The organism is Mycoplasmopsis anatis, assembly GCF_900660655.1.
Lineage (GTDB): Bacteria > Bacillota_I > Bacilli_A > Mycoplasmatales > Metamycoplasmataceae > Mycoplasmopsis > Mycoplasmopsis anatis.
In genome coordinates this window covers 723,483-744,964 of the sequence record NZ_LR215035.1, presented here as the reverse complement: position 1 = coordinate 744,964, position 21,482 = coordinate 723,483, and the positions used below count along the sequence as shown (strand labels likewise).

Here is a 21,482-nt window from a genome sequence, read left to right as displayed (position 1 = left end):
AAATTGAGTATAGAAATAATAAAAAATATTGAAATTGAAGGAAAAGAGAAAACAACTGAAAAATTAAATCCATTTGTCGTTTGACCAGGAGGTAAAAGACAACTATTAAAATATATATTTCCCTTATTTCCTAAAAATTACAATAAATATATAGAAGCATTTTTAGGTGGTGGAGCTGTATTTTTTAATTTACAACCCTCAAAAGCTATTATTAATGATGCTAATGAAGAACTAATCAATGCTTACTTAGCAATAAAGTCAAATCCAGAAGAGTTAATAGAGTTCTTAAAAGAACATGGCAAAAATAATTCAAAAGATTATTATTACAAAATAAGATCATTAGATAGAAACATAAATTTTTCATCATTAAGTAGTGTAGAAAGAGCTGCAAGATTTATTTATATAAGTAAAAGTTGTTTTAATGGCCTTATTAGAATTAACAAAAAAGGACAAATTAATAGCTCTTTTGGGAATAAAAGCGAAATTACTTTTGATTATGAAAATATTAGAAAAATATCAAAGTTTTTAAACGAAAATAATGATGTAGAAATAATCAATGGAGATTATAAGGAAGTGTTTAAGCGTTTAAATAGTGGAGATTTTGTATATTTAGACCCACCATATTTTCCTGTTTCAGCAAATGCTGAGTTAGTTCATTATACAAAAGAGGATTTCACTACTGAAAAACAAATAGAATTAAAAAATGAGTGTGATAAATTAACACAAAGAGGAATAAAATTTTTACTTTCTAACGCTGACTGTGATTTTATAAGAGATTTATGAAAAGATTATGAAATTTTAACTGTTGAAACAAAAAGAATGATCTGTTCAGATCCAAGTAAACGAGGTCCTGTGAACGAAGTTTTAGTAAAAAACTATTAAAGAATGAGAATTTAATTTCTCATTTTTTTATTTTTATATGTTATTATGATTGAAATAAGAAGTTATTTTTGTTCTCTTTATTTCAAATAATCTTAATTATTCAAAAAAGATAATAGTTACAGTGTTTTATTTCGAAAAAAATTGTTTTAGCTTTTCCCTTAATCCATTATTTTTCCCTTATTTTTTGATATTTTTAAGGGATAAATTAACAATATATAATTAAAATCCTTATTTATATGATTTATTAAATAAAAAAATTCTAAAAAATAGAATTTCCTTGATTATACTTTGAAGTGCAAACGTATTTGCGTTTGTACTTTTTTGATTTAAAATAAAAAAAGAGAAACAAACAGATTGCAAACAGTTTCTCTTTTAACCATTTATTTGAAATGAGGTCATATGAATTATACACAATTAAAACCAGAAGAGAGATTAATAATTCAAATTCATTACGGAATTAAAACACTAAAAGAAATTGGAAAAATGCTTAAAAGATCAGTTAGTACAATCTCAAGGGAAATTAAAAGAAATTCTAATATTTATGGATGTTACGATGCATCATATGCACATAAAAAAATGAGAATTAGACAATGCTATTCAAGAAATCACAATGCATATTCAGACAAAGCATTTAACGATTTCTTTGTTAAAAATTACGAAAAAAATTATCACGGGGTTGAAGCAACTCTTAAACTTTATCAAGAAAAAACTAATAAAAAAGGTTATTCTGTAAAAACTATTTATAAATGGATTAAGTCGAATATTTGAGTTCTCAAAATGAATAATAGACTAAGAAAGGCGTATGTTAAAAACGGTAAAAGAAAAACAGATTATAAAGTTAGATTAACAAACGGAAATAAATATGTCTACCCTATTGCTATGAGACCAAAAGATATTGATAAAAGAGAAAAATGAGGTCACTGAGAAATAGACTTAGTTATCGGAAGAAAAATGAAAGGACATCATAATTTATTAACATTAACCGAAAGAAAAACACGTTTTACCTATATAAAAAGGGTTAAAAGTAAATTTTCTCTTGAAATAAACAAAGTATTAAAGAAAATAATTGAAGAATCAAAATACCCATTTTTATCAATAACTTCTGATAATGGTTTTGAGTTTCAATCTCTCGGACTAGTAGCTCACGAAAATGATTTAGTAATTTATAAAGCACAGACATATTGTTCATTTCAGAGAGGTTCTAATGAAAATATAAATGGTTTAATAAGAAGAAAACATAAAAAAGGATTTGATTTTACTAATTTAACAGATGAACAAATCCAGGAACTTCAAGATAAAATAAACAATATGCCGAGAAAAATTTTTGGTTTTAAATCCTCTAAAGAAATAGCCGAACAAGAATACGAAATAGAACTATTTTTATTAAACCAATTACCTGATCTTGAATGATAGAGTGTAATATAACCACAATAATTCATAAATCTTTATCTTTTTTATCCACTCAAGCGCCGTGGAGGCTTTTGATTTTTTGTTGTTCACCCACAAACAAAATATGGTTCTTTTTCTCTCCGCTCAGACGACGCTCGGTCTTTTTATTTTCTAATTATAATAGCGAAACGCCCTGACGGACTAATCTGCTCAAGCGCCGCAAGGCTTTTTATAAAAAATATTTAATTTTTGTGTAAAATAAACATAAGAGAAGTGTTTGCACTTGAAGGTTTAAAAGAAAAATAAAAAATAGAATTTTATTTAATCAATTAGATGTTTTCCTTCTCCATCATAAATCTTTTTATTCTTAACATAATAATTTTTTACATCAACGAATATTGGGCCACTTAAATGACCTTTTAGATTACTAAAATCAGGAGTCTCGCCGGATATTTTTGTAAAACATTCATAAAAAATAAATAATATTGAGATTGACTCTAATTATGTAAGAGTTTAATCTCTTTTTCTAGTATTTTTATTCATTTTCTTTTCTGATTTAATACAAGATTTTAACAAAAAATATATTCAATACTAATATAATTAGTCTATGAGAACAACACGAAATATTGAACAAGTTTTTTCTAAAATTAAGAGTATTAGTACTGATATTAGATATGAATTAGGAAAATACAATTGCTTAGAATTACCAAATTTTGAAGAGATATATAAAAATTATTACAAAGAACATAAATATGTTAGTTGAAAAGTAATGAATAAATACAACTATAACACTTACTTTACAGAAACAGATAAAAAAGAATTCGATTTAGCGTTAAAAAAGTATAAAAAAGATACTTTTATTTTTGATTCAGAAAGTGTTGTAAGATTTTTGCAAAGATATATATTACAATTAGGCCCTTATGATTCAAATCCAAATAAAATAAAAAACAGTTTTTTAAAAGCTGTTGAAGAAATTGATATTTGTAATAATGAAATAACAATTCATATGTTGGAAATAAATGATGAATATATGCCTTTTGCAAATACATTTGCGTTATGCTGTTTCATTTTAATTTATTTAGATAACAATGGATATAAGTTTAAGCACTTAGGTTTTGATGAAGAAGTTTTAAAAATTCTATATCGTGTTGTTTTTGAAAACAAATTTGTTTTTAAAATTTATAATTCACAAGAAGAAATAAATCAAAAGTTTTATAAGAAATTTCTTAAAATAAAAGAGAGTTTTTATGGTTTAGGGTATGGTGGATTTATTAATATAATTGGAGAATTAAATGTATTTAGAAATATATCAGTCAGATCAAGAATAATAGATAAAATCGATGAATGAAAAGATAAGAGAGTTATATTGAGTTTATTCAAAAGTAAAAAACTAATTCTTAAAGCTCTGAAACAGCATTTATTTCTAAGCTGTATGTTTTCTAATGAAACAATCACGAAACTACCGGAATATGCTTTCAAACCCGAATATTGAAAAAGTTTATTTAAAAAAATAGGTGATTCATTACCCTTCAACATACCATTAGATCACATTAATCTTTTCTACTCATGCACAAGCAATAGGAAAGATGGTTTTGATAAAAACGCCTGAATAAGATATTTTAAAGATGATCATTTAATCCATAGACATCCAAACAATAAACTTGATGCATTAATAAACAAAAATTTAATAAGCAGTAATTTAGATATTAGTGAAGAATTAATTAAAGAGTTAATCGATTTGGATGCTATCAATGTTATAAAATTAAGTAAAGAATATGGATTAAATAAAGAATCGGTGTCTAAATGTAAGTATAAAACATTAATTAATGAAATTAATTATAGTCTGTTTAAAAATGCAAATAATATCGAGATTGACTCTAATTATGTAAGAGTTTAATCTCTTTTTTAATATTTTTTATTCGTTTTATCTTCTAATTTAATACAAGATTTTAATAAAAAATATATTCAATACTAATATAATTAGTCTATGAGAACAACATGAAATATTGAACAAGTTTTTTCTAAAATTAATGGTTTTTTAATAGATGTCAGATATTGAATAATAAAAAATAATTTCTATAATTTGCCAGATATTAAAAGAGGAATTGAACTACTTCCAAATTCATATTTTGAAGAAGACTATCCTTGAAATACTTATTTTCAAGAAACAAATGATAAAAAGAAATACATTTATTCAGAAAATAAATTATTAAATTTTGAGTTAAATAATAAATATAGTAATTCATTTTTCAGCAATGATACAAATATTCTTAAAATGTTATCTTTTTTAGATTATTATGTTTTATTTGAAAAAGGTTATTTTGCTTATGAAGAAAAAGAAAAAAGAAAAAGACAAAAGCTTTTAGAAGCTATTAATCAAATTGGAGTTGAAAATGATGAAATTGTTGTTCATATTTTGGAATTAAATGAGCAATATGTTCCATTTACAAATGTTTTTGCATTGTGTTGCTATGTTTTAATTTGTTTAGATAAGCAGGGATATAAGCTCAACTATTTAAATTTTAATAGTGAAAATAAAGAGATTTGAGAACAAATTTATAACAAAATAACTAAAAATAAATTCGTTTTTAAAATTTATAGTTCACAAGAAGAAATAAATCAAAAATTCTATAAAAAATACCTATTAACAGATGACCAAAATTACGGTGTTAATTATGGTGTTTTTGCTAATGTTTGTGAAAAAACTTTTAATACATGAAACATTTCTGCAAAAAACAGATTAAACAAAGAATTAAATCGATGAAAAACTAATGGATTATTTGATACTAATTATTTGTTATTACAATGTATATTTAACAAGTCAGAATTTTATAGAGCTATAAAAGAAAAATTTTTACTTGGTTGAATGTTTGATGATAAAAGTATTACTAAACTACCTAAATATGCTTTCAATATAGATTATTGGAAATCATTCTTTGAGAAAATAGGTGATTTACTTCCATTTAATATTCCAGAAGAAGATTTAAAATTAACAACAATAATAAAAGGAAGAACGTATAAATATTTTTCTGGTTATGTTAAACTAGGATGAATTAAAGAAGACACATTATTTTTTGAAAAAGAAATTTGTAAATTGAATTTATGAAAAATAGTAGATGAAAAACTTATCAATGAAGAAAATAAAATAACAGATAGAATAATTGAAAAACTCATAGAAATTGGTTTTATAAATGTACCTAAATTGATATCTAAATATGGTGTTAATTATGAAAAATTAAGAAGCTGTAATAAGATTATTTATCACGAAATAACTAAATATTTTTCTAAAAATAAAAGTAATAAATTGATAACAAATATATGTGATGGGTATTAACATTTTTATTCATTAATTTATTAAGATATAATTTATACATGAATAAGTATAATAATGTTGATTTTTTAGATAAAAACTTCTGTAATTTAGGTGTAGATTATATGGAAGCGATGAAAAAATCTAAAGAAGATTTACCTAATCTAGAATTAATATATTCAAAACAAATTAACTTTTTTCAAATAGAAAAAAATAATAAATTAAGTAATTTTATTAGTAAATTTGATTATTTAGATTATAAGTTGAAAATTAGTTTCTTTAATAGTTTTGAATGTATAAAATCATTTTTAGCGAAGGATATAATAACAAAAGATGAGAAGATAAATATTTTTTTGTCTAATAATATAAAATTAACTAAAACACAAATAAATTTTATTGAAGTAGGTGATTACAAAGTTCCTTTTGATAATCTTCTTATATTTTCTCTTTTTCAGGTATGTAAGTTAAGAGATTATTACAAAGAAGTTTATGAATTCTTAAACTCACTTAATAGGAAGTTGATTTCTGATTCTACATTTGATATTATAAGTGGATATTTAAATAGAAGTGAATTAGAATTTGTTGTTTATAAAAATCAGGAAGAAATAAATAATAATTTAGTAGAACCACAATTTCTTAAGACAAAAAATACTTTTAATTTACCTTTTGGAGCTTTTTCAAATATCTTTAACAATATTTCAGAAAATAAAAATTTAAGAAATATTAATGATATTGAAAAGTATGTTAATGAAAATAAAAGTAATTCCTATTTACTTTCTATAGAAAATAACCCAAAAGAGATTTTCAAAATAGTCAAAAACCACTCTTTTGTTAAGCATTTTTTGTCTGATGAAGCAATAATTAGATATAAAAAATATTTATTTAACAAAAACTATTGAACTAAATTTTTTGACTCATTAATAAATGCATTACCTTTTACTATCCCTGATGAAGATAAGCAACTAGAAATTAGTTATGATAATGAAAAATTTAGAGTAATAAAAATTAATTCTAAAATAATAAATTTTGAAAACGATATAAGTTCGGTTATTAACAAAATAATTGTTGATAAATCAATTAACTCAAAAGGTTATGATTTGTCGATAGTAATTGAACAGATGATAATTAAAGAAATAATTAAAATTGATGAATTATTTAAAAAATACGAATTAAATAAAAGTAAACTGAAGTATTGTTCTCTAGAGATTCTTGATTTGATGAAAAAATCCAATAAGCAATCCGAAAAAGAAATAAATATAGAAATAACAAACAGAAAAATAACCGACAAATTCAACAAAATTACTTCATTATTAACAAATGGATTAAATCAATTTGAACAATCTTTAATTATAGTTAAAAATGATACTGTAGATATTTTCTCGACAGCTAGATCAATAAGAGCATTTATTGAACTTATTTCTAAGTTATTTATAATAGACCAAGTTCTAAAATGTTATAGTGATAAAAATAAAGATAAATATGAAATTAGGATACAAAACTTATCTAAGAAATTGGATAAGAATTTAGCTTTACACCTAATTAAAATTTGTTTTAACCCATATTCATATGAAATTTATGAAAATATTGATATGAAAAGACTAAAAAATAATGAAATGTTTGAAATTCTTCATTTGAAATATCATTTGGAAAAATTTAATGATAAATTTTGTTTTAATAAAGATAGTTTTGGATTTAGTGAAGAAATTTACAATAATTTCATCAGCAAAATTATAAGAATTTTCAAAATTGAAATACTAAATTTCTTTGCTCATTCATTCCATTGATTTCATAATGATATGGAAATAGAAAGGTTGTCAGGAGAAATAATCGAAGGAATAAATAAATTCGTTAGTCTATCTAGAACTGACTACTTCAACACTTTTATAACACAACTAAATTCTATATATGAATTTATATCAAATAAAGATAACTCTTTAGAAAAATTCTTTAGTACAACTAAATAAGATTAATCTATGTAAAAAGATTAATTTTTTTATTTTAAACAATTAAGTTTTTGTTGTATTAAGATTAAAAATCATCATTAAAACAACTCATTTATAGTAATAAAAAATATTCTTTGTTAAAAGAATATTTTGATTTTATAAATTAAACTGCACTAGACTTTATTTGATCCAAAAATTCATTATCAATAACTTGAGATTTATTAATAGCAATGATTAGTTGTTTGTTATTCTTTTCAGATATTGTTTTAGCTTCTTGAATAATTGATTTTATCTGTTGTAATTCTAGTCCATTAAAACAAGAATAGTCCTGTATTAAAAATGGGATGTAATCATTAAAGTTAAAAACTAAATAATCAATAATACAGTTTTTGAATTTTTCACTGTGTTCATTTGTTTCGGTATTCAATGATAATATAAATTTAATTAGATTTTTAGTTATTTTTTTCTGATCAATTTCTATATTAAAGAAAGCTATAACATTTTTACTTTGAGAATAACATTTTTTAGTCATTTCACATAAAAAGGTTCTATATTTACTAATAACATCATCATAATTTCTTAAGGTTTCATTTAACAATATTAGAGAAGTTCTAATTTCTTTTGAAACCCTGTTAATTGAATTTATCACTTGTTCCAGATTCGATAATTCAGCTTTTTGATACTTTAATTTTTTTAATTCTGTAGTTTCTTGATTGTATTTAATTAAACTACTATCTAGTTCAGTATTTTTACTAACAATGTTGTTAAAGCTTTCTATTCTGAATTTTATTTCTTCAATTTCATTACTCAAAATATTTATATATTCATTTATATTTTTTATCTTTTTTTCTAGTATTTCTTTTCTATCGCTTGTAATGTTTTTGTGAAATTGTTCTACTTCAATCAATTGTTTTTTAACCATTTCGGGTACCTTTTGCTTAGTCATTTCTAAAATTGATATTATTGTTGAACTTTTAACATTATCTTCTTTCATAAAATCAATAAATTTTATAAGTCTTTCTTTTTCACTAGTTAATTTTTGTATATCATCTAGTTTAATTTTTAAGTTTTTTGAATCAATTTCATATTGTAAGGATAGTTTTTCATCTATTACTACTCTTTTATTATTATTGATAATAGCAAGATTATTTTTAGTTATCTTTTCTAATTTCTCAATATCTTTATCTGCTCAAAAGATTAGTTCGTCAATAACTTCTGATTCTTTTTTATCCAAGATTTTAATTAGTTGTTTTACAATTTCTTTCTTTGAGATTTTTAAAATTGATAATTCTTTTCTTAAATTGTAGATTTTATTAACTAATTGACTTAAATTATCTAGTTTTAATAGTTCTAAATAAGGTTGGTAATTTAACAATTTAGTTTTAGAATTGTTCGACAATGAAATTTGACTAGAAAATAACTCTCTTTTTATGTTAAAACTTGTTATGTATTGTTTTAAGCTCATTTTCTTATCATTAACAAAAACATTATTAAAATTACCTTGTTCAAAAATTATTTTTATATGATACTTTTTATTATTAAATAGAACAACAGCTTCAATATAATAATTTAATATCTTAGGTTCAATTTTATTTTCATCAATATATTTACCCAAAATAAAGTCCATAAATTTTAAAATTAATGTATTATCTAAAACATTACTGTTTTTTTATATTTTTTTAGAACTATCCGCATTTGTAAATAGAAAGGAAACACCACTCAAATTAAACTTTATTTTTCTAATTAAGTTGTGCGAATTATCAAAAATATTAAGTTTAATAATTTTCATTATAAATTTTCCCTTCATTATCATAATTTATCATTCCTACAATATACATAAAATCTAATACATATACAAATTTTTGTAGTGTAGGCATTTATTTTAGTTTATATTTCTTAAAAACTTTAACTGCTTTTTCTCACAAAATTTCAACAGGAATTTTGTAATTTTTAATGCTGATAATATAAGAGCACTTATACCAATATAACTTGATGATAACTCAATATCTTTATTTGGTAAAATCATAGATCTCCTTTATTGTTTTTTTAGTTATTTTATTTTTTAAAATATTTCAGACTATCCAGTTAATTTTTATAATTACGTGTTTTAGATCTTATATTCTTTATAAGTGCTTCAAATTCTATTCTTTCTGAATTATCGCATTCTCTAAAATATTTTTTTGTTTCTACAAAACTAAGTTCTTCATCTATTGAATTATCATAAAAAATAATAGGTAATTTGTGTTTTTCAACATAATCTATAATATCTTGCGGATTTGTAAAAATTGATGGAGTTTCTTCAACACGATTAAAATACTTAATATATTCATTTGCGAAAAAATCACCTTCCTTAGATTTTCTTAATTCGCTAAAACCACTGTATGCTTTTCTCATATCACAAAATTTAATATGAATCACAGGCACTTTAATTTCATTACTCTCTCCATAATAAATTTCTCACAAAACCCTAGAACGATTTTTTAAAAAGTACTTTTGACGATCCTTGACTTGTTTTTGTACATCTTCTAAATTCTTAAAATTTCAATTTAAATCCTTTAATTCCATAGTTTTCTCCATATTTTAATTAGTTTTATCCTCTTTTTTGCTAATATTCTTTGTCCTTCAATTTTCATCAATTTTAAAATCATTATTTAAATTTCTTTCATTCTTTTTATTCTTCCCACTACTTTTTTAACTATTATAACGTATATGAAAATGATTTCATAAGCATAAAAATTCAACTTAATTGTTAGGTTTCCGACTATTAGGAATTCCCTGATAGTTCAACCTATCTAAACTTTTTAAGTAAAATATATTCACTAATATTTTCTAAGCATAATAATTTTGTCTTTTTTGGTAGCATTTGATTTACTCTTTAGAATTTTTAATATCTTTTTATTGCTATCTATGTTCTGTTCAAAAATATTGATCAATTCAAATTTAACTTCATCCTTTATTGTATTTCATGTTTCATTAGCAAGGTCAAAATCATTAACATCCCCTATCACTAAAAATACATAACCATTAATTTTTATCTTAGGATAAATATTTTTTAAATAACTAAGTATGAAATTACAATATGAATCAAAATTATGTTTATCATCTAATTTAATTTCATTTTTTAATTTTTCTCTTTCGAAACCTAAAACTCACAATCTTAATCAATTTGAGTTAGTGTAATTCACAACTTTAAGATATGGTGGTGAAGTAAAAACAATTTGAACACTTTGATCATCAACAAAACTTAACTCCTCTGTTGAATTTGCAAAGAATATCTTTAAGTAATTTTCACTCGTTTCAAGTACTTCATTTCAATTTAAGTCAATTCTTCTTTTTAATAATTCAAAAACATTTCTATATTTAAGATTTAGGTTATTATTTTTAATATAGTTTTTAACATAGTTAGGGGACATTGATATTGTGTTAGGCATAGAAATGCTTAAGTATGAACTGTTTCCGTCTTTTCTTTCATTACCGTGTAGTATAGAAAGTAAAAAACATAAAATTGTATTATCTAAATCATTATTAGTTAATCAGTTCTTGCCTATTTTTTCTCTGATAAAAAATAATTCAACTAATGTATCTCAATGAAAAAATATCTTAATATCATTAAAAATTAAATCATCGGGGTCGATTAAGTTATTTTCTTTTCAAATTAAAAATTCATTTTTTAAATTATCTATTTGATTTAAAATATCTTCTTTTTTCATATTTTTAATCGTCTTAAATTTAGAGCAGACATAAGCATATGGATTTAAATCATTACCAATGAAATTTCTTTTGAGCATTCTAGCAGCTACTAAGCTAGAACCACGTCCTGAAAAATTATCCATAACTAAATCGTTTTCATTGCTATATTTAGAAATAAAGTAAGTTGGCAATTCTAAAGGGAACGTTCCTAAATAACTGTTTAAACCATTTATTTTTTTATATGAGTGAAAATTTATTCTCTCTTTTTCTTCTTGAGTTAGTTTCAATATATGATTTCCTTTTTAATTTTTATATATAAGTATTCCTATTATAACAAATATGGAAATAATACCATAATAAACTTATTAAAATAATTAGAAAAAAATTTAGTTATCAGCAGTCATTATTCATCGATTTCATTATTTCTATATTTTAGTTTTTTATTGGTATTTTCTCGGATAGTTTCTTGGGTTGTATTATTATAATTTAGGGGGAATTTTAAGGGTAGTTTTGGGGGTAGTAATTAAGTAAGTAAACTGTTTATTTATAGTAAAGAGAGTGATTTTAATAAAATTTTTAGTATATTTACCATTTCTTTGCAATATAATCGTTCATACATCATAAAGAAAGAAAAAATTTAAGATTTATTTAAATAGATTTTGAGCAAATAAAAAATGTGTCTAAACACATTTTTTATTTGTGGAAATATTGATAAGTTAATATTTAACTTATTTCTTTTTTACCCATTTCGGATGAAAAATATTCTTTTATCTCTTCTACAGGAATTTCGGTTCAGATATATTCACTACCTTCTTTTCAGTTTTATTGAGATATTTACAGATGAAGTCATCTATAATAGAATTTATAATTTAATCACCTTAAGTTTATTATAAAAATAAAAAATATTGATTTTTTTATCTTAATTTAATCTTTTTATTACTCACTTTCCTTTTTTCTTTGAACCTTCTCTAATTAAAATTGATTTAGTTTGTAATGAAGATATTATTCTTTCAACTGTTCTAGTTGAAAGACTTGTTAATTCTGAAAGCTTTAGTATTGTAATTTGTGAGTTGTTAGTAATGCAATTTAAAATTAATCTTTCATTATCCCTTAAGTCTAATAATGATTTATCAAAATAATTTGTTTTATTATTTTCTTCATTATTGTTAATTAAGTTTTCATCAAAATTTTGATTAATTTGAACATTACCATTTATATTAAAAGGAATAATACACTTTATTGAACTATTACCAATTTTAATTGATTCTTTTCCATAAACACTAATTATTTTAGGAACACCATGCACTGTATGTTCAACTAATCCTAAATCAATGAAAATTCTCATTAAACTTCGATTCCTTGGTCTACTAATCCCATCAAAGAATTCATCTTCACTTAATCCAGATATCAATCCACCATGAGAAACAATTTCAATTCTATTACTGTAAAATGAAATTTGTGGAGTTCCAATTGTTCAATCATTATGGATAATTGCGTTTAAAATTGCTTCATTTACTGAATCCATATCAAAAAGCGGAATCTCTATTCTAGGCCTAACAGTTGTATCTAAAAAATTTGTATTTAGTGATTTAAGTCTATTTATAAGATTTTTGTACGCTGTAATTATACAAACATTACCTACGTCAACTCTTTGCGAAATGGAAGTTTTATCAATTCCATTAAATTTAACAAAGACTAATGATAAATTATTTTTATCTGCTAGTAATTCAGCAAGAAGATTGTATTGATTAAGTGAATTTCTTAATGAAAGGTTCTTTTCAAAAGTATTGTTATCCAAATGCTTATTTTTCTCTTCATAATATATTTTAAGACTAGAGAATGTTAAATTATCATTCATTTTTTTCTTTTAACTCCAAAATTTCTGATTCTATATAGCGATTATTATTAGTCATTTTAATATTATAGCAACATTTATATTGTTGGCGGTTTAAATGTCGGTATAAATGACGGTATATTTTATTCCTGTCGGTTTAAACATCTATTAATATGCAAAACAACACTAAATTAATCAATTTATAATAGAAAAATTACAATAATTCATTTTAAACCGTCATTTTAAATAGACATTTGTCGGTTTATTTGTCGGTATAAATGACGTATAAAGTATTATTTGGTTATTTTTCTAATAAATTAATTCTTGTCCTTTACCTGTTAAGAAGTATTCTTTTATGATGTTGGTAGTTAGTTCCTTGTCAAATTAATATCAATTTTTGTTTTTTGCTTTGGGTTTATAAAATTGATTTATCTAAAGAGTTATTTGAATATATTTAAATTTGTGTTGATATTATTTATTTTTGCTTTATTTATGTACTTAATTTATATTTACTAGACTAAAATTTCTTTAAATTCATTAAATTCTGTCGGAACATACTTATACAACACATCTTTTGAACAAAACTCTTTAGCTTTCTTAATAACTAAATCATTAAATCACTCTCAATTTACCTTAATTTCTTCTCTTCCGCTATTTTTAACAATTTCTTTAGCTAAATTTAGGAAATGTAATCTAAATAAATGTTCAATATTTTCTAGCACAAAATCTTTTTGGTATTCAAATAGCGCACGTTTTAATAGTTGCTCTAAATTATCATATGTTCCGTCAAATAAAATTTCATTGATTTTATATTCTAATTCTGGAACTAGTTTAAAAATTTCATATCTTTGTCTTGGTATATTTTTTGAAGCTATTTCTCCAACAAGTTCTTCTACAGATATTTTTTCGTTTCCACTTCTTGAATAATAAAAAACATTATTAAATGTAAAACGTTCTATATCTTCAATACCAGTAAATGCATTATCTTGTATTTTACTTTCATAGTCATAAATAGCATAATCTATTTTGTTTAAAAAATCTTTTTGTTTCATTTTCTCCTTTTAAGTCATTAACTTTATTTGTAAATGGAAACATTTACATATACATTATGCCGTTATTTATAAAAATGAGAATTATAAAAAAATAATTTTGATTTGAACTATAAATCACTTCTTAAGAAAAATGATAAAAATATCTCATCTGATTCAGGATCAAACATCTATTCTATTTCCTTAATTCCTTTATCTGAAGAATAAAATTTCTTTATTTCTTCTACAGGTATTTCATTTTTTATACTATTTTTATCAATTTCTCAGTATTGCTTTCACGGACCAGAAGAGTGTGTTTGATTTGTTAGGTCCATAGCATCTTTATCAGAATATTTTTCAACAATAGATTCAATTATTTTCTTAGTTTTTTTATCAATTGATTCATCATCATTAGTTAAAATACCATTTAATCCAAACATAAGTTTATATTTTTCGAAAACTTCATAAATAGCCGGACCAAATTCTCATGCTAAAATCTTTTCATTGAAACATTTTTTATTATTTTCCACCAATTCTTTAGCTTGGATAAAATATAAAAGTTTCATCAACTTAGTTATATTAATAAAATACCCTTTTTGTTTTGAATACTTTAAAACATAGTTTGAGATTGTTAAAACATCATATTTCCCTTTTTTAATCTTCTTATTCATCGTTTTACTTTCCTTCTTACAACTAAATTTTAACGCGTCAATAGATTGTTATTATCCTATTTTGTAGGGATAAAACAAAAAAGATTAATTTAATTACTATTAAATGTTGAAAATTATTTTTTATTTTTAGGTTTATTATATTGTATGTTAGTTTTCTATTAATCTTTTAGAAAAAAAACTGTAGGAAGACATGAAGGTTAATAAAATTGTTCTTGTATTGCGATAAGAGAATCGGAGCATATTTTCTCATCTAAGTACAGTTTTAGGATCTGTTGAAGATATAACTGTTATTTCGGATTTTATGAAAAATAGTTGTTAGAGAACAATGCAATATAAAAATAACCATTGGGGAACTTTATGCATGATAACATATAAATTTATTCCCCAAATGATACTGCAAAATGCCAAGACGTTATCTTAAGGTTCCTAATTCTCTGTTTAATTTTCTTTTTCCTTTTAATTGCTGTTTTTATGCATATTTTGTATTGACTTTGATGTGTAAAAGCAACGAGATATAAGTCGCTTATTATAAATAAGCTTTTATTCTATATTTACAAATTTTTAAAGTGTTGTAGTACAAAATTCTTTTTTATGTTTGTTTTGTGCTATAAAATTTTATAATAATAGCACAATAAGAACAATATAATATGAAATATAACACAATACTTAAAAAAATATTCAAAGATATGATAGGTTAAAGAGAAATACTATAAATAGACTTTTTTTATTATCTAAAACTAAAAAGCGCAAACACAAGTCTGTTTGCACTTAAAGTGAAATTAATTTAAAGTTTGTACTATTTTTTTAATTTGTGATTTTGTTAAAACACAGTTATCCAAAAAAACAGTTTGATATTTCAATATTTCGTTTGCTTTTTTAATAATATCATCATTAACAACTACATAACTATAACAATCTAAATCTATCTTGTCATCATTTTTTAATTCAACCTCAATAAATCTATATTCATTTATTCCTGAACATAAAGCAGTATCTATTAAAATTCGCTTTGTTCCTGTAGGAAATATTTTAATCGACATTAAATATTCAGATATTTGAATTCGATAGTCTAACAAAGTTATTATCACATCAAAACTATCCATCTTTAAATTATTTATTAAATATGGTTTCATAAAATCTCTCTTATATATGTTTGAAGCAAATGATTTTTATACACATTTTTATTATATACATTTTTTAATTTTCTAAATTATTATAGAATTGTGTTTTCTATATAAAAACACCAAAAAGGTGTTAATATTGATTAGTTTTGTATTGTTTTCTTAAAAGTGGAAGCATATTTTCTCATTTAGGTTCAATTTCAGGATCTGTTGAATAATGAGTAGGTAAGTCAACGTAATTATGCACATAATTACCATTTTAATCTTTGTTTAGGTATTTAATGATATTTGTGATGTATGAAGTGAATGAAGTATAAATTTTTTTCTGCTTCCAGCATCACGGTCTAAAAAGATTTCATTTAAATCAAGTTCACTATTAAAATCACTTCAAGCATCTTGATAATCAGCAAAAGTTAAAACTATTTTGGTTAAATAAATTTATTTATAGAGTTGTTGTATTCTTTCAACGGCAATATTAAAATAAACTTTATCCTTTTCAATTCCTAAGATTTTTCTATTATTCCTTAAACAAGCAAGTGCTGTAGTTCCTGAACCTAAAAACATATCTAGTATTAAATCACCTTCGTTTGTATGAATTTTAATCAATTCTTCTATAATAGATAATGACTTTTGTGTCGGGTGTGATGTTCTCTCTAACCCAGAAACTACTGGTGAAACGAAGGTAGATCTTAAATATTTCTTATCCCTAGGTTTATTAAAAGTTCATCTAGATTTCTTTTTTACCGCTCATATAGCAAATTCTGTATCTTGTACATATCTTCTATTAACATTACGCGGCATTGGATTTGTCTTTTTTCATTCAATTATATCCTTTACATCAAAATCACATTTCTCTATAAAATTAATCAAATAACTTATATATCTATATGAACAAAAAATTATCATTGACCCGTTGATTTTTACTAACTTACTATATTTTTCAATTCAGTTATAAATATCAAAACCATTATCTCAGTCACCGAAATAAATACCTTTTCTATTTGATGATTTCATTGTATTAAAATTATTTTTTTTAGATATATTATAGGGCGGATCGGTTATTATATGATCGACTTTAATATTATTTTTGAGCAATGTATCATAAATTAAATAAGCATCTTCATTATAAATTGTACAATTATCAATTTCATATTTATCACTCGCGAGCGAATATGCTTTAATTATCCCTAATCCTATAGCTTTTGCTAAAAGTGGTGGTACAGCATTACCAATTTGCGTACAAACACTAGTTTTTGTTCCTGTAAAAATAAAATCATCAGGGAATGACTGCAATCTTGCTGCTTCTCTTGGTGTTATTGCTCTATTTAATATTGGGTGTGTATTTTTTCCGTTAGAAGGAGTATCAAACCGAGTATCTATTGTTGGACTAGGTTCATTTCATTCTAATCTAGTTCAAGTTGTCTTAAATTTTTGCTTTCCTAATAATTCTTTTGGTAAGAATTCCTTTCCTTTTTCTGGTGGAATTAATGATAATTTATACAAAGCATGTTTAGAATGATTTGTAGCTTTATGATTATAAAGTTTAAGTGAATTTTTTCTCATTAGTTTTTGATAGTATGAAACGGGTTCATTAATATAATCCGATATTTCTTCACCTTCTCCAGAATTTAAATATGATAAATCAGATATTGCTTCATAAACAGTAGGAGTTTTTGTTTTAAATTCATCTAAAATTCTAAAGTTAAAATGAAAATCTAAACTCCCTATTAATATAGTTCTTTCTCTATTTTGTGGAACACCAAAGTCTGCTGCATTCAATACTTTATAAGAAATTTTGTATCCTAATTCTTCAAATGACTTTACTATTTCGTTTATAAAATATCCATTTTCGCTGCTAATCATACCTTTTACGTTTTCTAAAATGAATAATTTTGGTTTAACGTGCTTCACTATTTCTACATATTCCTTGAATAAATAATTTCTTGGATCATTTAAACCTAACATTTTTCCTTTATTAGAGAAACCTTGGCATGACGGACCGCCAACTATCATATTTATACCTTTTTCTTTGGATAAATTAATAATTCTTTCTTTTACTTCCTTTAATGTGATATCACCGTGGATTCCTATAGCGTCTTTATGATTAAACTTGTACGTTTCTAAGGCTTGTTTATTGAAATCTAGACCAATTACTGATTTGAAGTTAGATATTTGTTCGAGACCAACACTTATCCCTCCAGCTCCACAAAATAAATCTAAAATTAAAAACTTTTTATTCATAATCATTACTCCGAGGTAGTTTATATTAACTTCCTCAATTATATATTTTTTAACAATTTATGCTAATGATTTATAAATAAATTCAACGATTTTATCAACGTTGTTAGTTTTTGCGAGTATTGAAACGTATTCTTTGATAAAGTTAGCATTTCTTACAATGTTATTAATTAATTTTAATTGATATTCTTGTTCTGCTCTATTCTTGGTTAAAGCTTTGTGACAGGAAGGACAAAGTTTGACTAAATTATCAATTTGATCTGAAGAACTATCTTTAGAAAATGAAATAACATGGTGAATTTCTAAGTATCACATATCTTTATTTCTAAACTTAAATGTTCTATTCTCTATAGGATATAAATCATTACATGCATAACATATATCGGGTAGTGTTTCTCTTACTACTTTTATTAAGTTTGTATTCCTTTTTACAATACCATCTTTATCTTCTTCATCAAATTTCAACGCTTCCCTATATATCTTAATATTACTTTCATTTAAGTTCTCACTATGTTTATCAGGTAAAATTTTATCTTTATAAATAAGTAGTCTTTCTATAAATCCAAAACTTAAAAAGTTATCAATATTTTTATCTTTGATTAAATTTTTATTTTTTATAAGAATATTGTATTTATAAATATTTATCATTCTTAAATTTTCAGAAAAATTATCAAAAAATCATTTTAAATTAATTCTTATTTGTGTATTTCTTTTCTTATTTTTCTCTATATAATCATTTTGTAATTCTCTAAAATTTAAATTTAGTAAATTTAATTGACTTATATTAGTTAGTAATAAAAATAGCAAATTAAAATATTTTTCATTATTTAGTATTTTAGGCACATCAACAGAATAAAAATTAAGTTTAAAATCTGCACTACCACGAAAAGCAAACAATGATATTATGATTTTGCGTTCAAATTCTTCTTGACTAATTTTTATTTTTTTAAGTTGTATTTCACTATAAATTAGATCTAATAGTTCATCTAATTTTAAATCAGAATCAAATTCATAAATGTAATTTGTAGAATCACTTATACTCTTAAATTCTAATTTAGTTCAATATACAATAGATTTTTCTATGGTGTTAATAAAACTACAGATATTATCATTCGAGTGTTTGGACTGTCTAAAGGTTGAATTTACACTATAGATTTTGTTTGTGACTTTATTCAAGTTAAAGAAAATTGTAAGCAAAGAATTTAGTTCTAACTCTTTCACAGTTTTTTTATCCAGTTTCATATCATCTTAAATTATAGATTAATGAACCTTAATTATAATTATTTTCAGTTTTGTTTCACAATTTTATTTTTTATTAAGATAAAACAAAAAGATTACTTCAATTACTATTAAATGTTAAAAATTATTTTTTTATTTTTAGATTTATTATATTGTATGTTAGTTTTCTATTAATTTTTTAGGATAAAAAACTTTCCTAAAACATTTAATTATTTAAGTTTTATATTGTTCGCGTAGAATTGGTAGCATATTTTCTCATTTAAGTTCTGTTTCAGGATTAGTACTATTTATCAAAATAGAATTAAACACAAATAGATTTAATATGTTTTAATTGTGCTATAAAAATCTAAAAGTTAGCACAATTAAAACAAAGATAAACAATAATTGTGTGTTATTTTTATTATATAAAGCACAAAAATAGAATGATTCAATCAGCTAAAAAGCTTAACATTCACCTAAAATGCGACATAATTGGGAGAATAAAAAAGGAAATGAGCGAATGAATACTTATAATTATGATTTTTTAATAACAAAAGTAAAATTCTTCAATAGCTCTTGTTAAACAGGATTTTTATTATTTGATTGAGACAAATAAAAAACACCAAAATGGTGTTAATATTGATTAGTTTTGTATTATAAATTCTTAATGTTTAATTTTGATTAGAACTATAAATAACTTCTTAAGAAAAATGATTTTTGAGTATTTACAATTTTCACATTTCCATTTAATACAAGAATTTAATAAAGAATATAGTTAATATTAATATAATTAGGTTATGAAAACAATAAACAATATAGAAGAAATTTTATATAAGGTTAGAGATATCTTTGTAGATGTAAGATATGAATTGCTTAGAAATAAATTTAGTGAATTGCCAAACATAGAAAGTATGTTTAATGAAAGAAAGGAAAATATTAAAAAATTTGGAACTAGCAATATTAATTGCTATTTTGATGATTATTTTAAAGAAATTGGAGTAAAAAACAAACCAATAGAGTCTGTAAATAACTTTATAGACATTAGTGAGCGGGTAAAAAGATCTTTACCTTGAGAAAATGATTCAGTATTTGTTGATTGTTATGGTATCATTAATTTTTTAAATAATTATATTTTTAATGTAAATAAGTTAAACATAAAATCGAATGATAGTATTAAAAATAATCTATTAAACGCAATTAAAGAAATAGGAATAAATAATAATAAAATTACCATTCATATGTTAGAGGTAAATGGAGAATACGTTCCATTTACTAATGTTTTTGCACTGTGTTGTTATCTTCTGATTTGTTTAGATAAACAAGGATATAAATTAAAACTTTGAAATATGAACAGTGAAAATAAAGGAGTTTGAGAACAAATTTGTGAAAAAATAACTAAAAATAAATTTGTTTTTAAAATTTATAATTCACAAGAAGAAATAAATCAAAAATTTTATAAAAAATATTTATTAACTGATAATCAAGAATTCGGAATAAATTACGGTTGTTTCATTAATATTGTAGGTAATATTTTTAATAGATTGAATTTTTCAACTAAAAATGCTATTTTTAAAGAATTAGATTGATTAAAAAAATGAGAGTTAATATTTCAATGTGTGTTTAACAAAAAACTTATTTATAGTGCTCTTAAACAATGATTTATATTAGATATTATGTTTGACTCTAAAACAATTACTAAATTACCAAAATATGCCTTTGAATATAGTTATTGAAAGGAGTTGTTAGAAAAAATTGGTAATGCATTACCATTTGATATTCCGAAGGAAGATTTAAAATTTAATGTAGAATTTAGAGCAAAACCATTTACAAAATTAAAAGGTTTTATAACATTAGATTGAATAAGTGATAAAAAAATAATTTCTTCTGATGATATTTGTGGAAACAAAATTGATATTATAATAGAAGAAAAATTGATCAATGAGAGTAAAATGATAACAAATGTTTTGATAGAAAAATTAATTGATATAAATTTTATAAATGTCATAAATTTAATGAAAAAATATGAACTAAACAGCAATAAAATCAATGAGAATAATCAATTGATTATAAGAAAGATAAATGATTATCTTAATAAATTACCAGATTATAAGTATGTATAAAGGGTGCTAGTACCTTTTTTATATTATATTTTGAATAA

At 22.8% G+C, this 21,482-nt stretch carries 15 protein-coding genes; 6 read left to right on the top strand and 9 right to left on the bottom strand.

Going from position 1 to position 21,482, the window contains the following annotated elements; translation table 4 throughout:
• Nucleotides 1-3: 3 nt before the first annotated feature.
• The 5 genes from EXC66_RS03090 (at nucleotide 4) to EXC66_RS03070 (ending at nucleotide 7,545) form a co-directional block, all read left to right on the top strand.
• The gene (locus tag EXC66_RS03090; protein WP_006886577.1) at nucleotides 4-882 is read left to right on the top strand and encodes a DNA adenine methylase; all 879 of its coding nucleotides are present in this window, start codon (nucleotides 4-6) and stop codon (nucleotides 880-882) included.
• Nucleotides 883-1,281: 399 nt separating this feature from the next.
• Entirely contained in the window at nucleotides 1,282-2,295 is a 1,014-nt protein-coding gene (locus EXC66_RS03085; RefSeq protein ID WP_112579236.1) for an IS30 family transposase, read from the top strand.
• 583 nt (nucleotides 2,296-2,878) lie between these two features.
• Entirely contained in the window at nucleotides 2,879-4,168 is a 1,290-nt protein-coding gene (locus tag EXC66_RS03080; RefSeq protein ID WP_006886242.1) for a hypothetical protein, read from the top strand.
• A gap of 90 nt (nucleotides 4,169-4,258) precedes the next feature.
• Complete coding sequence (locus EXC66_RS03075; protein WP_006886241.1) at nucleotides 4,259-5,605, top strand: hypothetical protein; 1,347 nt, start codon at nucleotides 4,259-4,261, stop codon at nucleotides 5,603-5,605.
• Nucleotides 5,606-5,643: 38 nt separating this feature from the next.
• Nucleotides 5,644-7,545, top strand: a complete 1,902-nt coding sequence (locus tag EXC66_RS03070) for a hypothetical protein (RefSeq protein WP_006886240.1) — start codon at nucleotides 5,644-5,646, stop codon at nucleotides 7,543-7,545.
• Between the two features lie 142 nt (nucleotides 7,546-7,687).
• On the opposite strand, the gene EXC66_RS03065 is transcribed toward EXC66_RS03070, so the two are convergent.
• The 9 genes from EXC66_RS03065 to EXC66_RS03020 all read right to left on the bottom strand — a co-directional run bounded on the left by EXC66_RS03065 (nucleotide 7,688) and on the right by EXC66_RS03020 (nucleotide 19,348).
• On the bottom strand, nucleotides 7,688-9,151 hold the full coding sequence (locus EXC66_RS03065; protein ID WP_040544238.1) for a DUF2326 domain-containing protein: 1,464 nt from the start codon (nucleotides 9,149-9,151) through the stop codon (nucleotides 7,688-7,690).
• Between the two features lie 458 nt (nucleotides 9,152-9,609).
• Nucleotides 9,610-10,089, bottom strand: coding sequence for a hypothetical protein (locus EXC66_RS03055; protein ID WP_006886235.1), 480 nt, complete (start codon nucleotides 10,087-10,089; stop codon nucleotides 9,610-9,612).
• 254 nt (nucleotides 10,090-10,343) lie between these two features.
• Nucleotides 10,344-11,501, bottom strand: coding sequence for a DNA methyltransferase (locus EXC66_RS03050; RefSeq protein WP_006886234.1), 1,158 nt, complete (start codon nucleotides 11,499-11,501; stop codon nucleotides 10,344-10,346).
• A gap of 632 nt (nucleotides 11,502-12,133) precedes the next feature.
• Entirely contained in the window at nucleotides 12,134-13,072 is a 939-nt protein-coding gene (locus EXC66_RS03045; RefSeq protein ID WP_006886233.1) for an ATP-binding protein, read from the bottom strand.
• A gap of 488 nt (nucleotides 13,073-13,560) precedes the next feature.
• Nucleotides 13,561-14,100, bottom strand: coding sequence for a hypothetical protein (locus EXC66_RS03040; protein WP_006886232.1), 540 nt, complete (start codon nucleotides 14,098-14,100; stop codon nucleotides 13,561-13,563).
• 167 nt (nucleotides 14,101-14,267) lie between these two features.
• Complete coding sequence (locus EXC66_RS03035) at nucleotides 14,268-14,747, bottom strand: Panacea domain-containing protein (protein ID WP_006886231.1); 480 nt, start codon at nucleotides 14,745-14,747, stop codon at nucleotides 14,268-14,270.
• A gap of 779 nt (nucleotides 14,748-15,526) precedes the next feature.
• Nucleotides 15,527-15,880: a type II toxin-antitoxin system RnlB family antitoxin gene (locus tag EXC66_RS03030; RefSeq protein ID WP_006886230.1), complete on the bottom strand. Its 354-nt coding sequence runs from the start codon at nucleotides 15,878-15,880 to the stop codon at nucleotides 15,527-15,529.
• 426 nt (nucleotides 15,881-16,306) lie between these two features.
• On the bottom strand, nucleotides 16,307-18,109 hold the full coding sequence (dcm, locus tag EXC66_RS03025; RefSeq protein ID WP_006886229.1) for a DNA (cytosine-5-)-methyltransferase: 1,803 nt from the start codon (nucleotides 18,107-18,109) through the stop codon (nucleotides 16,307-16,309).
• A 57-nt stretch (nucleotides 18,110-18,166) separates the two neighbouring features.
• Nucleotides 18,167-19,348 (bottom strand): HNH endonuclease signature motif containing protein, encoded by a 1,182-nt coding sequence (locus EXC66_RS03020; protein ID WP_006886228.1) that lies wholly within the window; start codon nucleotides 19,346-19,348, stop codon nucleotides 18,167-18,169.
• A gap of 773 nt (nucleotides 19,349-20,121) precedes the next feature.
• On the opposite strand from EXC66_RS03020, the gene EXC66_RS03015 reads away from it, so the two are divergent.
• Nucleotides 20,122-21,444: a hypothetical protein gene (locus EXC66_RS03015; RefSeq protein ID WP_006886227.1), complete on the top strand. Its 1,323-nt coding sequence runs from the start codon at nucleotides 20,122-20,124 to the stop codon at nucleotides 21,442-21,444.
• Nucleotides 21,445-21,482: the final 38 nt, after the last annotated feature.